This is a genomic window from Streptomyces sp. NPDC126499, assembly GCF_040302485.1.
Lineage (GTDB): Bacteria > Actinomycetota > Actinomycetes > Streptomycetales > Streptomycetaceae > Streptomyces.
The window spans coordinates 93206-107286 of record NZ_JBEOUO010000017.1 but is presented as its reverse complement, the minus strand read 5'-3'; the positions used below and the strand labels follow the sequence as shown (position 1 = coordinate 107286).

The 14081-nt window shown below is 72.2% G+C and carries 14 protein-coding genes; 6 read left to right on the top strand and 8 right to left on the bottom strand.

The annotated features are described in order from the left end of the window. Positions 1–31: 31 nt before the first annotated feature. The 3 genes from cas1e to ABTZ91_RS24385 all read left to right on the top strand — a co-directional run bounded on the left by cas1e (position 32) and on the right by ABTZ91_RS24385 (position 3022). The gene (cas1e, locus tag ABTZ91_RS24395; protein WP_352079347.1) at positions 32–949 is read left to right on the top strand and encodes a type I-E CRISPR-associated endonuclease Cas1e; all 918 of its coding nucleotides are present in this window, start codon (positions 32–34) and stop codon (positions 947–949) included. Between the two features lie 25 nt (positions 950–974). Further along, a complete protein-coding gene (cas2e, locus tag ABTZ91_RS24390; RefSeq protein WP_352079346.1) occupies positions 975–1286 on the top strand; it encodes a type I-E CRISPR-associated endoribonuclease Cas2e in 312 nt (103 codons plus the stop codon). 722 nt (positions 1287–2008) lie between these two features. Beyond that, positions 2009–3022: an LLM class flavin-dependent oxidoreductase gene (locus ABTZ91_RS24385; protein WP_352079388.1), complete on the top strand. Its 1014-nt coding sequence runs from the start codon at positions 2009–2011 to the stop codon at positions 3020–3022. Between the two features lie 146 nt (positions 3023–3168). Here ABTZ91_RS24385 and ABTZ91_RS24380 read toward each other — a convergent pair whose 3' ends face one another. Next, complete coding sequence (locus tag ABTZ91_RS24380; protein WP_352079345.1) at positions 3169–4083, bottom strand: NAD(P)-binding domain-containing protein; 915 nt, start codon at positions 4081–4083, stop codon at positions 3169–3171. Between the two features lie 121 nt (positions 4084–4204). On the opposite strand from ABTZ91_RS24380, the gene ABTZ91_RS24375 reads away from it, so the two are divergent. Beyond that, positions 4205–4588 carry a helix-turn-helix domain-containing protein gene (locus ABTZ91_RS24375; protein ID WP_352079344.1) on the top strand — a complete coding sequence of 128 codons (384 nt, stop codon included), beginning with the start codon at positions 4205–4207 and terminating at the stop codon, positions 4586–4588. Between the two features lie 35 nt (positions 4589–4623). Here the strand turns inward: ABTZ91_RS24375 and ABTZ91_RS24370 are convergent, their stop codons facing one another. The 5 genes from ABTZ91_RS24370 to ABTZ91_RS24350 all read right to left on the bottom strand — a co-directional run bounded on the left by ABTZ91_RS24370 (position 4624) and on the right by ABTZ91_RS24350 (position 8815). Next, positions 4624–5034, bottom strand: coding sequence for a DUF3662 domain-containing protein (locus ABTZ91_RS24370; protein ID WP_352079343.1), 411 nt, complete (start codon positions 5032–5034; stop codon positions 4624–4626). A gap of 87 nt (positions 5035–5121) precedes the next feature. Beyond that, positions 5122–5268 (bottom strand): hypothetical protein, encoded by a 147-nt coding sequence (locus ABTZ91_RS24365; RefSeq protein ID WP_352079342.1) that lies wholly within the window; start codon positions 5266–5268, stop codon positions 5122–5124. An 82-nt stretch (positions 5269–5350) separates the two neighbouring features. Next, a complete protein-coding gene (locus tag ABTZ91_RS24360; RefSeq protein WP_352079341.1) occupies positions 5351–6112 on the bottom strand; it encodes a succinate dehydrogenase/fumarate reductase iron-sulfur subunit in 762 nt (253 codons plus the stop codon). Next, complete coding sequence (locus tag ABTZ91_RS24355; protein WP_352079340.1) at positions 6109–8064, bottom strand: fumarate reductase/succinate dehydrogenase flavoprotein subunit; 1956 nt, start codon at positions 8062–8064, stop codon at positions 6109–6111. The genes ABTZ91_RS24360 and ABTZ91_RS24355 overlap by 4 nt, the downstream gene beginning before the upstream one ends. A gap of 1 nt (position 8065) precedes the next feature. Continuing rightward, on the bottom strand, positions 8066–8815 hold the full coding sequence (locus tag ABTZ91_RS24350; protein ID WP_407078018.1) for a succinate dehydrogenase: 750 nt from the start codon (positions 8813–8815) through the stop codon (positions 8066–8068). A gap of 95 nt (positions 8816–8910) precedes the next feature. Here ABTZ91_RS24350 and ABTZ91_RS24345 point away from each other — a divergent pair, with 95 nt between their 5' ends. After that, positions 8911–9807: a LysR substrate-binding domain-containing protein gene (locus tag ABTZ91_RS24345; protein WP_352079339.1), complete on the top strand. Its 897-nt coding sequence runs from the start codon at positions 8911–8913 to the stop codon at positions 9805–9807. Between the two features lie 32 nt (positions 9808–9839). Here ABTZ91_RS24345 and ABTZ91_RS24340 read toward each other — a convergent pair whose 3' ends face one another. Next, a complete protein-coding gene (locus tag ABTZ91_RS24340) occupies positions 9840–12107 on the bottom strand; it encodes an EAL domain-containing protein (protein ID WP_352079338.1) in 2268 nt (755 codons plus the stop codon). Next, positions 12104–12916: an SAM-dependent methyltransferase gene (locus ABTZ91_RS24335; protein WP_352079337.1), complete on the bottom strand. Its 813-nt coding sequence runs from the start codon at positions 12914–12916 to the stop codon at positions 12104–12106. Before ABTZ91_RS24335 ends, ABTZ91_RS24340 begins: the two co-directional genes overlap by 4 nt. A 507-nt stretch (positions 12917–13423) precedes the next feature. On the opposite strand from ABTZ91_RS24335, the gene ABTZ91_RS24330 reads away from it, so the two are divergent. Then, positions 13424–14035, top strand: coding sequence for a hypothetical protein (locus ABTZ91_RS24330; protein ID WP_352079336.1), 612 nt, complete (start codon positions 13424–13426; stop codon positions 14033–14035). The last annotated feature ends 46 nt before the right edge of the window (positions 14036–14081 follow it).

The following is a 14081-nucleotide window of genomic DNA, read 5'->3' as shown; positions in this document are numbered from 1 at the left end:
GCGGCGTCGCCTTGCCGCGCCCACCGTCGCCATGCTGCCCCGAGTCGCGGACTCGCTCTCCTTCCTCTACCTGGACATCGTCCGCGTCCAGCAGGACGACACCGGCGTCTGCGCCGAGGTCACCAGCGAACGACGCGGCACGGAAACCGTCTACCTCCCCACCGCCGCCCTCTCCTGTGTCCTCCTGGGTCCCGGAACCTCCATCACCGCCCGCGCGCTCGCCACCTTCGCCCGCCACGGAACCACGGTCCTGATCACCGGCTCCGGCGGCGTCCGCTGCTATGCCGCCGCCGTGCCCGACTCCCTCACGACCACCTGGCTGGAACACCAGACACGCGCCTGGGCCGACGACACCCGACGGCTCGCCGTCGCCACCGCCATGTATGAAAAGCGCTTCGGCCCCGGCACCGTGCCTGTCGGCACCAATTTCAACCAACTCCGCGGCTTCGAAGGGCAGCGCGTCAAGGCCCAGTACCAGCTCCTCGCTCGCCAGTACAAGATCGGCCGCTTCCGACGCGCCTACGATCCGGCCTCCTGGGACACCCAGGATCCCGTCAACCTCGCCCTTTCCTCCGCCAACACCTGCCTGTACGGCATCGTCCACGCCGCGATCCTCGCCCTCGGCTGCTCCCCCGCCCTGGGCTTCGTTCACAGCGGCAACCAGCAAGCGTTCGTGTACGACATCGCCGACCTCTACAAGGCAGACCTCACCATCCCGCTCGCCTTCTCCCTCCACAACTCGACCGATCCCGAAGGCGCAGCCCGCCGCTCCTTCCGAGACGGTCTGCGGCTGTTCAAACTGCTCCCCCGCATCGTCACCGACATCCAGACCCTCCTCGCACCCGGCCACTCCGCCGACATCCCCGACCCCGAAGAGCAGCTCGTGGACCTCTGGGACCCCATCACAGGAACCGTCCCCGGCGGCACCAACCACACCCTCGACCCCTGACCGCGCGCACGGGAGATTCACCACCATGCCCTCGATGATCGTCATCTCCGCCACCGCCGTACCCGACCACCTCCGCGGCGCCCTCACCCGCTGGCTCCTCGAAGTCACACCCGAGCTGTACGTCGGCACCGTCTCCGCCCGGGTCCGTGACGAACTCTGGACAGCCGTAACCGCCTGCACCGCCGACGGCGCCGCCGTCCTTGCCTACCCCACCGCCAACGAACAAGGCTTCACTCTGAGGACCGTAGGCAGCCGTCGCCGTGTACCGAAGGACTTCGACGGGCTGACGCTGATGGCCTTCGAGAGGCAGGGTCAAGAAACGGCAAAGCCCTTATAGAATCGCAGATCAGGAAGTGTGGTCTCCGCGCAGGCGGAGGTGGGTCAGGGCGGCGCTGTAGATGGTGGGCACCAGGGAGGTTGTCTCCGCGCAGGCGGAGGTGGGTCGTTGAGGACCAGGACCCCGTCCACGTCGCTGATGTTGTCTCCGCGCAGGTGGAGGTGGGTCGCCGAACTCCAGGCGGCGGCTTTGCGGGGCGCGGTGGTCTCCGCGCAGGCGGAGGTGGGTCGCCGGCCAACTCGCGGGCCTCGATGATCCCGCCGTGGTCTCGCGCAGGCGGAGGTGGGTCGTCGCACGGCAAGGGCAAACGGTGGCAGGCCCGGTGGTCTCCGCGCAGGCGGAGGTGGGTCGCGGCAAACCGACCCCGTCCTGTCCATCCTCGAGTGGTCTCCGCGCAGGCGGAGGTGGGTCGCCCGGCCCAGTCCTGCGCGCGGGCGAGCTCGAGTGGTCTCTGCGCAGGCGGAGGTGGGCCGTGGGACGACGAGATCCGCTCGCCCGCGTCCCTGTGGTCTCCGCGCAGGCGGAGGTGGGTCGTGCACGGCCTGGCCGGCGGATACCTCGACGAGGTGGTCTCCGCGCAGGCCGAGATGGGTTGCCCCATACACGTCAGCGCATGCTGTATGCCCGCGCGCTCCGCGCAGCGGACGTCGGTCGTCTGGGAGGCCGGCCGGGCAGCGCGGGAATCCCCGGCGCTCCGCGGTGTTGAACCCTGCGTGAGCACCATGACGACGCCCCTCGAAGGTATCCGCCTCTCCGTCCTCGACCGCTCCCGCACCCGGGAGGGTGAGGACGGCGGCCAGGCGCTGCGGGACACGGTGCGCCTGGCCCGGGAGGCCGAGGCGCTCGGCTACCACCGGTTCTGGGTGTCGGAGCACCACAGTGTGCCCGGCGTGGCCGGGTCGGCGCCGACCGTGCTCGCCGCGGCCGTGGCGGGGGCGACCACGCGTATCCGGGTCGGCACGGGCGGGGTGATGCTGCCGAACCACCAGCCGATGGTGGTGGCGGAGCAGTTCGGCGTCCTGGAGTCGCTGTTCCCGGGCCGGATCGACATGGGCCTCGGCCGTTCGGTCGGCTTCACCGACGGCATCCGGCGGGCCCTCGGGCGCGACAAGGAGGACGCCGACCGGTTCGCCTCCCAACTGGACGAGCTGCTCGGCTGGTTCACCGGCGAGCAGACCGCCCACCCGCAGGTGCACGCCCGTCCCGCCGAGGGGCTGCGGGTGCCGCCGTACGTGCTGGCGACCGGCGAGGGCGCGACGATCGCCGCGGCGGCGGGCCTGCCGCTGGTCATCGGGGACCTGAAGGGGCGGACCCGGCTGCGTGAGGCGATCGACGGCTACCGGTCCGGCTTCCGCCCCTCCGTCTGGTCGGCCGAACCGTACGTCGTCGTGGCCGGCACGGTCGCGGTGGCCGGCACGGAGGAGGAGGCCCGTCGGATGCTGATGCCGGAGGCGTGGTCGCTGGCGTACTCCCGCACCCGCGGCGTCTTCCCGCCGCTCGCGCCGCCGGAGCGGATCGATGCCCTGGAGATGACCGACAAGCAGCGCGGCTTCTACGAGTCGGGGCTGCGGGGCCACGTGTACGGCACCGAGGAACAGGTCGCCGACGAGCTGGCGCGGGCGGTGCGGGAGACCGGGGCGCAGGAGGTGCTGGTGACGACGAGCACGTACGACCGGGCCGCACTGATCGACTCGTACCGCAGGCTCGCCCGCCTGGCCGGTCTCACCCCGGCCTGACCCGGGCATGACCCGGGGCGGTTGACCGGGGGGATGGTTGACCGGGGGGACGACGGACCGGAAACGCCTGACCGGGGGCGGCCTGGAGGGCTGCCCCCGGGCGGCACCGGACCTGCCGGGTGGAGCGGCCGGCCGGTGGCCCGCCCTCACTCTCCTGCGGGGCCTTTGGACGCGCCGACCGGCGCCGGCTTCCTGAGCACCTCCGTCAGGGCGGAGATGCTGTGGTCGCCGTGACCGGCGTCGGCGGCTCGCCGCAGAAGGTCGTGGAAGGGCTGGTGCCAGGCGACGTCGAGGCCGGCCTCCTCGCCGAGTTCCAGGTCGTGCTCCGCTCCGGCCAGGAACAGGTTCACCGAGGAGGCGCCGTCGCTGTAGTCGCCGCGGTCGATCTCCGACGCGAGGACCGGCAGCACCGAGTTGATCATCTCGAACCACCTGGCCGTGAAGCGCACCATCGTCGCCGCCTCCAGGCCCCGCGCCCGCACAGCGGCGGCGCCCTGGAAGAAGCCGACCAGCGCCGGCAGCAGGGTGCCGCCCACGGCCGTCTCGTAGAGGGCGGCGAGGTCGGGGGCGGACCCGAGGTGGACGGTGTCGCCGCCCAACACCCGCAGCGTGGAGGCGAACTCGTCGAAGACGGCCGGGTCGCCGCCGTAGTACAGGAGGGTGTCGTCGGCTCCCACCGCGGACGGCACGTCCTTGACCGCCCCGTCCAGGTACCGCATGCCGTGGCCGAGTGCCCAGGCGGCCATCCGGCGGGCGCCGGACGGCGACCCGCTGTTCAGGGTGACGAGCGCCCGTCCCGACAGCGCGGCCGCCGCCGGTTCCAGGGCCTCGATGGTGTCCTCGTACGTGGTCAGGCAGGCGACGATCAGCGGACCCGCCGCGATCGCCTCGCCGATGGCCGGCGCGTGGACGGCGCCCCTGGACACCAGCGGTTCGGCCTTCGACGGCGTTCTGTTCCAGACGGTGGTCGGGTGCCCGGCCTCGAGGAACGCCCCGGCGAGCGCGCTGCCCATCGAGCCGAGCCCTACGACGGTCACGGGGGTGCGGTCATGCCCGCTCATGGTCTCTCCTGCCTCACGTCCCGGTGGTTACCGGTCCATGCTGCGAGGGCACCAACTTTTGTACAAGTACCTACAATTTTCTCAGGTACCCACACTTTTGTAAGTATTGAAGGGCGGGCTGATGAAGAAGCGGAGCTACACCTGTGGCCTGGACGCCGCCATCGACGTCATGGGCGGAAAATGGAAGGGGCTGATCCTGTTCTGGCTCGGCGAAGGCCCGCTGCGCTTCGGCGAACTGCGGCGGGCCGTGGACGGCATCAGTGAGCGCATGCTCATCCTGCAGCTCCGGGAGCTGGAGGCCGGCGGCCTGGTGCACCGGGAGGTCCACCACCAGGTGCCGCCGAAGGTGGAGTACTCCCTGACCGACTTCGGCCGGTCGCTCGTCGCCGCGCTCGTCCCGCTCGGCGAGTGGGGCGAGCAGCACCTCGAACGTCTGGAGGCCATCCGCGACCGGAACGGTGCGGCCGGGCCCGCGAGCCGGGCGCCGGGGACCGAGGGCTCCTAGGGTCGAGGGGCCCCCGGGGCGCACCGCCGACCGGGTCAGCCCTCCGGCGGGAAGGCGTCGGCGCGTACGTGGGTCATCGGGCCGCTGTACACGCGATACGGGTTGCCGGAGGGCAGGGACGTCGGGGTGACGTGTACGGTCAGCGGCCCCGCCCACTCGTATCCCCGGCGCCGCCCGTGGCGCGCGAGGTTGTCCGTCAGCATCACTCCCACGTCGCCGCAGCCGTGCCGCACCAGCTCCGCGAACACGCCGGTGTCCAGCTCGACCTCGAAGGCGTTCGGGACCACCACGCGGCTCTCGCTGCACACCACGGCGTGGCGGTCGCACTCCTGGTGCAGCGCGTCGAGCAGTTCCACCGGCTCACGGGTGGGACGCAGCCGGGAGACGAGCGTGCTCTGCCACCGCTCCAGGGCTCGTTCCCACCGTGTCAGTGTCTGCCAAGCCATGCTCGTCTCCGTCCCTCGCCGCCTCCCACGCCGACGCCGCCTCAGCCTCCGACCCTGACGCCGACGCCGCCTCCGCTTCCGACGCCGTCACCGGCGCCCGCGCAGCCGCGTGAGCAGACTGCGGGCCTGGGCGCGCTTGCGCGGGTCGGCGGCGGCGCGGCGGGCCGACTCGACCGCGCGCCGGCCCTGGGGGCTGCGGGCGAACTCCTTGAGACGCGTGATCAAACCGGGCATGGGGTCCTCCCTGGGTCGTCCGTGTGTTCCACCGTCTACCCTGTGGCGCCCCGACGATGCCCGCCCGGCGCGCGGCACCCCGTCACCCCTGTGTCTGACGCCGTGCGGCCTTCCGCCTCGCCCTGAGCCATTCCTTGTTCATGGCCGCGATGGACGGCAGCGGGATGCCCTTGGGGCAGGCGGTGGCGCACTCGCCGGTGAGGGTGCAGCCGCCGAAGCCCTCGGCGTCCATCTGGGCGACCATGTCGAGCACGCGGGTCTCGCGTTCGGGGGCGCCCTGGGGCAGGACGCCGAGGTGGTTGACCTTGGCCGAGGTGAAGAGCATCGCGGAGCCGTTGGGGCAGGCGGCGACGCAGGCGCCGCAGCCGATGCACTCGGCGTGTTCGAAGGCGAAGTCGGCGTCCGCCTTGGGGACCGGGGTGGCGTGTGCGTCGGGCGCGGAGCCGGTGGGGACGCTGATGTAGCCGCCGGCCTGGATGACCCGGTCGAAGGCGGAGCGGTCGACGACCAGGTCCTTGACGACGGGGAAGGCGGCGGCGCGCCAGGGTTCGATGTCGATGGCGTCGCCGTCGCGGAAGGACCGCATGTGGAGCTGGCAGGTGGTGGTGCGTTCGGGGCCGTGGGCGTCGCCGTTGATGACGAGGCTGCAGGCGCCGCAGATGCCCTCGCGGCAGTCGTGGTCGAAGGCGACGGGGTCCTCGCCGCGCAGGATGAGGTCCTCGTTGAGGGTGTCCAGCATCTCCAGGAAGGACATGTCGGAGGAGATGCCGTCCACTTCGTAGACGGTCATGGCGCCTTCGGCGTCGGCGTTCTTCTGGCGCCAGACGCGCAGGGTGAGCCTCATGCGTAGCTCCGCTGGGTGGGGTGGACGTACTCGAAGGTCAGGTCCTCCTTGTGGAGCACCGGGGTGCCGTCGGCGGCGAACTCCCAGGCCGCGGCGTACGAGAACTCCTCGTCGCGCCGCGCGGCCTCGCCGTCCGGCGTCTGGGACTCCTCGCGGAAGTGGCCGCCGCAGGACTCCTCGCGGTGGAGGGCGTCGAGGCACATGAGCTCGGCGAGCTCCAGGTAGTCGACGATCCGGTTGGCCTTCTCCAGGGACTGGTTGAACTCCTCCCCGGTGCCGGGGACCTTGATGCGCCGCCAGAACTCGTCCCGGATCTCGGGGATGCGGCGCAGCGCCTTGCGCAGGCCCTGCTCGGTGCGGGCCATGCCGCAGAACTCCCACATGAGCTCGCCGAGTTCGCGGTGGAAGGAGTCGGGGGTGCGGTCGCCGTCGACGGCGAGGAGGAGGTGGAGGCGGTCCTCGGTCTCGGCGAGGACCTCCCGGACGGCCGGGTGCTCGTCGGTGACGGGCTGGGCGTGCGGGTGGCGGGCGAGGTAGTCGTTGATGGTGGCGGGCAGCACGAAGTAGCCGTCGGCGAGACCTTGCATGAGGGCGGAGGCGCCGAGCCGGTTGGCGCCGTGGTCGGAGAAGTTGGCCTCGCCGATGGCGAAGAGGCCGGGGACGGTGGTCTGGAGGTCGTAGTCGACCCAGAGTCCGCCCATGGTGTAGTGCACGGCCGGATAGATCCGCATGGGCGTCTCGTACGGGTTCTCCGCGGTGATCCGCTCGTACATGTCGAAGAGGTTGCCGTACTTCTCCTCGACCTTGGCGCGGCCCATCCGCCTGATGGCGTCGGCGAAGTCGAGGTAGACGCCCTGGCCGCCGGGTCCCACTCCCCTGCCCTCGTCGCAGACGTTCTTGGCGGCGCGGGAGGCGATGTCGCGCGGGACGAGGTTGCCGAAGGAGGGGTAGATGCGCTCCAGGTAGTAGTCCCGCTCGTCCTCGGGGATCTCGTGCGGCGGCCGGGTGTCGCCCTTCGCCTTGGGGACCCAGATGCGGCCGTCGTTGCGCAGGGACTCGCTCATCAGGGTGAGCTTGGACTGGTGGTCGCCGGTGCGCGGGATGCAGGTGGGGTGGATCTGGGTGAAGCAGGGGTTGGCGAAGTACGCGCCGCGCCGGTGGGCCCGCCACACGGCGGTGGCGTTGGAGTTCATGGCGTTGGTGGACAGGTAGAAGACGTTGCCGTAGCCGCCGGTGGCGAGGACGACGGCGTCGGCGTAGTGCGTGGAGATCCGGCCGGTGACGAGGTCGCGGGCGACGATGCCGCGGGCGCGGCCGTCGACGACGATCAGGTCGAGCATCTCGGTGCGCGGGTGCATCTCGACGTTGCCGGCGGCGATCTGCCGGGACAGGGCCTGGTAGGCGCCGAGGAGGAGCTGCTGGCCGGTCTGGCCGCGGGCGTAGAAGGTGCGGGAGACCTGGACGCCGCCGAAGGAACGGGTGTCGAGGAGCCCGCCGTACTCGCGGGCGAAGGGCACGCCCTGCGCGACGCACTGGTCGATGATCTCGACGGAGATCTGGGCCAGGCGGTGGACGTTGGACTCGCGGGCGCGGAAGTCGCCGCCCTTGACGGTGTCGTAGAAGAGGCGGTGGACGGAGTCGCCGTCGTTGCGGTAGTTCTTGGCGGCGTTGATGCCACCCTGGGCGGCGATGGAGTGGGCGCGGCGCGGTGAGTCCTGGTAGCAGAACTGGACGACCTGGTAGCCCTGTTCGGCGAGGGTGGCGCCGGCGGAGCCGCCGGCGAGGCCGGTGCCGACGACGATGACGCGGTGGCCGCGGCGGTTGGCGGGGTTGACCAGCTTGGCCTGGAAGCGGCGGGTGTCCCAGCGTTCGGCGATGGGGCCCGCGGGGGCCTTGGTGTCGGCGATGGGTTCGCCGACGCGGTAGTCGGGGAGGCGGTCGGGGGAGGTCATGTCAGCTCACCACTCCGGTCATGACGGCGACGGGGACGGAGACGAAGCCCGCGGTCAGCACGAGGGCGAGGGTGTTGGCCGTGGCCTTGAGGAGGCGTTCGCGGCGGGCGTTGCCGACGCCGAGGGTCTGGGCGGCGCTCCAGAAGCCGTGCCGGACGTGGAGTCCGACGGCGAGCATGGCGACGATGTAGATGACGTTGCCGTACCAGGTGGAGAAGGTGTCGACGACGTTCTGGTACGGCTTGCCCTCCTCGAAGCCGCCGGGGTGGACGGTGCCGGTGGTGAGGTCGAGGACGTGCCACACGATGAACAGGGCGAGGATGACGCCGCCCCAGCGCATGGTGCGGGTGGCGTAGGAGGCGCCCTTGCGGCGGTGGACGTACGGGGTGGGGCGGGCCTTGATGTCGCGGCGGCTGAGCTGGTACGCGGAGACGGCGTGGGCCACGACGGAGGCGAGCAGCACGATCCGGGCGATCCACAGGCCCCAGTGGTGGTGCAGGACGGGGGCGCCCATGACGCGGAGCCAGTGGCCGTAGGCGTTGAACTCCTCGGGGCCGAAGAAGACCTTGAGGTTGCCGGCCACGTGGGCGACGAGGTACGCGAGCATGATCAGGCCGCTCACGGCCATGACCGTCTTCTTGCCGATCGTCGACGCCCAGAATCCGCGGGTCGGCATGGGGGAGGGCGGCCGGCCGGAGGACCGGTCGGACTTCCGGCCGGAGCGCCGGTCGGTCTTGGTTGCCAGAGCCATGCCAGCGACGGTAGGGCCGGAGGGCCTGAGAGGTCCAAGACATGGTTCGGCTGATCTCGATAGGCGTGCTCTATGGATCTGGGTAGGGTGGTGGCATGCAGTTCCAGCAGCTCCTCTATTTCGTGGCCGTCGCCGAGACCCGTCACTTCACCCGGGCCGCCGAGCGCGTCCATGTGTCACAGCCCTCGCTGTCGCAGCAGATCAAGGCCCTGGAGCAGGAGCTGGGCGCGGAGCTGTTCAGCCGGGCCCGGGGCAACATCGCCCTGACCGACGCCGGCGAGGCCCTGCTGCCGCTGGCCCGCCGGATCCTCGCCGACACCGACACCGCGCGGCAGGAGGTGCAGGAGCTGGTGCAGCTCCGGCGCGGCCGGGTGCGGCTCGGGGCGACGCCCAGCCTGTGCACGGGGCTGCTGCCGGACGTGCTGCGCGCCTTCCACGACCTGCATCCGGGGATCCGGCTGCTCATCGAGGAGGGCGGCTCGCACGACCTCGTACGGGAGCTGGCGCGCGGCGCGCTGGATCTGGCGCTGGTGGTGCTGCCCCTGCCCACGCCCTCGCCCGCGCTGACGACGGTGGAGCTGCTGACCGAGGACCTGGTGGTGGTCTCCGCGGCGTCCGCCCCGGCGCCCCGGCGGCCGGTGCGGATCGCGGATCTGCGCGACCAGCCGCTGGTGATGTTCCGGCACGGCTACGACCTGCGGGAGCTGACGGTCGCGGCCTGCCGGGCGGAGGGCTTCGAGCCGTCGTTCACGGTGGAGGGCGGTGAGATGGACGCCGTGCTCGGTTTTGTACGGGCCGGTCTCGGCCTCGCCGTCGTGCCCACGATGGTGGCCGCCCGGGCGGGCCGCGACCTGCGGGTCACCGCCCTGGCACGGCCCGGCCTGCGCCGGACCATCGCACTGGCCCACCGCAGCGACGTGGCGCCCCCGCGGGCGGCGCGCGAGCTGCAGAAGCTGCTCATGGCCTCCCGGCGCGGGACACCCACCGGCTGACCGGGGGTGTCCCGCCGGCCGGACGGGTGGCGCTACACCGCGTCCGCCAGGACCAGGGAGTGGATCCGGTCCGGGGCGCCGGGGCGGGCGTAGTACCAGCCCTGGGCCGTGTCGCAGCCCAGCTCGCGCAGCTGCTGCGCCTGGGCTCCGGTCTCCACGCCCTCGACGGTGACCGCGAGCTCCAGGCTGTGGGCGAGGTGCACGATCCCTTCGACGATCTTGAGGTCGACCGGGTCCGCCGGGTGCTGCTGCATGCCCCGGGTGAAGGAGCGGTCGAGCTTGAGGACGCTCACCGGGAGCCGGCGCAGGTTGGCCAGGTTGGAGTAGCCGGTGCCGAAGTCGTCGAGGGCGATGTCCACGCCCATCTCCGCCAGCTGCCGCAGCGGCTTGAGCAGGTCGTCGTCGGCGCCGATGAGCGCCGACTCGGTCACCTCCAGGCAGAGCGCGCCCGGTTCGAGTCCGGAGCGCTCCAGGACGTCGACGGTCTCCGCGACCAGGCCCGGGTGGTGCAGCTGCGTCGGCGACAGGTTGACGTTGACCCGTAGCGGACCGGTCGCCCTGCGGCCGCCGGGGGCGCCGTCCTGCCAGAACCTGGCCTGGCGGACGGCCTCCTGGAGCACCCAGCGGCCGAGCGGCACGATGAGTCCGGTGTTCTCGGCGAGCGGGATGAACCGGTCCGGGCCGAGGACGCCGTGCTGCGGGTGGCACCACCGTACGAGCGCTTCGGCGCCGTGGACGCTGCCGTCGCCGAGGTGCACGAGCGGCTGGTACTCGATGAAGAACTCGCCGCGCTCCAGGGCGGCCGGCAGGGCGGTGGTGAGGCCGTGCCGGGTGATGGCCCGGGCGTCGGCCTCGGCGTCGGCGAACTCGAAGCGGTTGCCGCCCGCCGACTTGGCCCGGTACATGGTGATGTCGGCGCTGCGCAGCACCTCGGCCGCGGTCCGCTCCCCCGCGGCGCCCTCGACGACGCCGACGCTGCCGCGGACGGGCAGTTCGCGGCCGTCGATGAGGATGGGGGTGGCCAGGGCGGCGAGCATCCGGTCGGCGAGTTCGGCGACCTTGCGCTCGGTGCCGGGGCCGGTGGTGAGGGCGACGAACTCGTCGCCGCCGAGCCGCGCCACCATCTCGCCCGGCGCGGTGACGCAGGTCTGCAGGCGGTCGGCGACCTCCACGAGCAGCCGGTCGCCGGTGGCGTGGCCGAGGCTGTCGTTGATGACCTTGAAGCCGTCGAGGTCGAGGTAGCACAGGCCGAAGCGGCTGCCGTCGGCCGGTGCGAGGGTCTTCTCCAGGCGCTCGAAGAACAGCGTCCGGTTGGGCAGCCCGGTGAGCGCGTCGTGCGTGGCCTCGTACCGCAGCCGCAGGTTGAGCAGGCGCCGCTCGGTGGTGTCCTCCATGAGTGCCAGCTGGTACTGGGGGACGCCGTCGGCGTCGCGCAGCAGGGAGACGGTGAGGTTGGTCCACAGGACGCTGCCGTCGCCGCGCTGGAAGGGCTTCTCGACCCGGTAGTGCTCGCGTTCGCCGCGGACCAGCTCGTCGTAGAGCCGCCAGACGTGCGGGCCGTCCTCGGGATGGGCCCATTCGGCGATGTTGCGGCTGACGACGTGCTGTTCGATGCCGCCGAACATCCGGGTGAGGGTCTCGTTGACCTCCAGGACGTTGCCCTGGAGGTCGGCGATGCCGATGCCGATGGCGGCGCCGTCGAAGACGGCGCGGAAGCGGCTCTCGGTGGCGTGCAGGGCGAGTTCGGCGGCGCTGCGGGCGGCGAGCGCCGAGTGGGCGATGGACTCCTGCTCGGCGAGGGTCCTCTCGCGCAGCGCCTGGGCGAAGCCGGCCGCCATGGCGTGCTGGAGCTTGGAGCAGCGGGCCCGCAGCTCCTCTCCCGACAGGGCGGGGTCCCGCGCCCCGGTCTCCCGCGCCCCGGTACGCCGCGCCCCCGGCTCCCGCCCTTCGGTGCCCCGCGCTTCGGTGCCCCGCTCGTCACCGTCCCCGGCGCCCGCGCAGTACAGCACCAGGTAGGCGTCGACCACTCCGAGGCTGCGGGCGAGCGCTTCGGGATCGGTGCAGTGGGCGGCCACCAGGGCCTGTCCGACCCGGTGGGCGGGGGCGGCGTCGAACGGCCGGGCGTGCAGCGCCTCGGACAGCTCGCGGGCCGGCGGCAGCAGGTGCCGCTCGAGTTCCTGCCGGGTCATCGAGGTGGCCGTGACCGGGAAGACGGCCCGGCTCCAGATGGTCACGAAGCGTCTGAGTCTGTCCTCCGGTCCGTCGGCGACGGAACCGGCCGGCTGGGGCGGCAGGTTCACGCCTTGCGCCCCACCCCGGCGAAGCCGGAGAAGGCGAAGGGGTCCTCCTCCTCGTCCGGGTGGTCGGGCCGCCACCGGGGCATGGGCACGACTCCGGGTGCGACGAGCTCGGTGCCGTCGAAGAAGCGGGTGACCTCCTCGCGGGAGCGCATCACCAGCGGGTTGCGGATGTCGCGGTAGACGCCGACGGCGCCGCCGGCACGCTCCGGGGGGACCGGGATGCCCTCGTAGGAGGCGTGGGTGAGGACGAGGAGGCTGCCGGGGGCGAGCGCGTCGAGGAGTTCGGCGACCGCCTCGTACGGCTCGTCCGCGTCCTCGAGGAAGTGCAGGACCGCGACGAGGAGCAGGGCCACCGGGCGGTCCAGGTCGAGGAGTTCGCCGACCTCGGGGCTGTGCAGGATCTCGCGCGGCTTGCGCAGGTCGGCGGCGACCACGCCCGAACGGTCGTCGCCGTCGAGCACGGCCCGGCTGTGGGCGACGGCGACCGGGTCGTGGTCGACGTAGACGACGCGCGCCCGGTCGCTCGCGGCCTGGGCGACCTCGTGGACGTTGCCGAAGGTCGGTATGCCGGAGCCGATGTCGAGGAACTGGGTGACGCCCTCCGCGACGGCGTGGCGGACGGCGCGCCGCATGAAGGCCCGGTTCGCCTGCATGATCTTGGGGAGTCCCGGGAGGAACTCCATGGCCTTGCGGGCCGCTTCCCGGTCCACTTCGAAGTTGTGCGAGCCGCCCAGATAGAAGTCGTACATACGGGACACGCTCGGGACCGAGATATCGATGCCCGGCGGAGCCCAGGCGGGACGCTCCATCAAAGTCTCCAACAAGTCGCCACGGGATGCGGCCAGGTGTTCGCCGCCGACGTTCGAGCTGAGGCTACTGATCGCCCGCCGAGAGAGCGAGTAGAAACGGAAATTCACGATCCGTTCTTGGTCACACGCCATTGGCACGTGCTCCCGGGACGGAGGATTTCACGCCTCCGTCCCGTGCGCCTGCACGTGCGGATGGCCGTGCGCGGAGCCGACGTAGCGTCAGACGCAGCCCGGAAAGCCCGGGGGGGGCGGAGCGTGCGGGGCAACGTGAGGCGGCAACCGGCCACTACCCGGCGTGAGGAGTTCCGACGGGGTCGGCCGCTCACACATTCCTTCCGTTCTCTTCCGAACGGAGCGAAACGGCGGGGGCGTTGGCGGCGTTGGGTACGCGTGAGACGACAGAACGCACGGAAACGTCAAACCCCCGCACCGCGAGATCCCCTCCATCCGGCGAATCCGGGGCCGTTCCGGCCCTGGGGGCCGATCCATATGATCAGGCTGCGAGGCGTGTCTCTGTCGCCTCAGTACGGATCGCTCCTGTCACGGCCCCTCGCGGCCGGCGCGCTGGTGTGGCTGCTCGCCGCACCCGTGCCCGCCGCCGCCGACGCGTGCGCGTACGCCTCGACCGGTCCCGACGGTTCGAGCGTCGCGATCGTGTCCGCCGGGCCGGGGCCCTGCTTCCCGAGCCACCCGCCACACCCGACCCATCCTCCTCACCCCACACACCCGCCCCACCCCAGCAAGCCGCCGAAGCCGACCCAGAAACCGACCCCCAAGCCACCCAAGCCGACGCCCACGCCGACGGCCAAGCCGCGCCCGCCCGCCCCGGAGCCGCCGCCCACCACCCGGCCCGCTCCCCCGCCCAGGCCGGCGCCGAAGCCCGCGCCACCGCGCCCCGCGCCCCCCGCGCCCGCCCCGGAGCCCGAGCCGCCCGCGCCCCCTTCGCCGTCCCCCGCGCCGACCCTGCGCCCCCGGCCGCCGGCCCCGGTCGCCCTGCCGCACTACCGGCGCACCGCCCGGGTCAAGCCGAAGAGCGCCCCGAACGTGCTCAGCACCACCCTGCTCATCACCGCCCCCGCAGTGCTCGCGACCGCGATCCTGCGCTCCCGTTCCCGTTGACCCCCGTGACCCCCTTGCCCCTCTCCCGCTGATCCCTCCCGGAGTG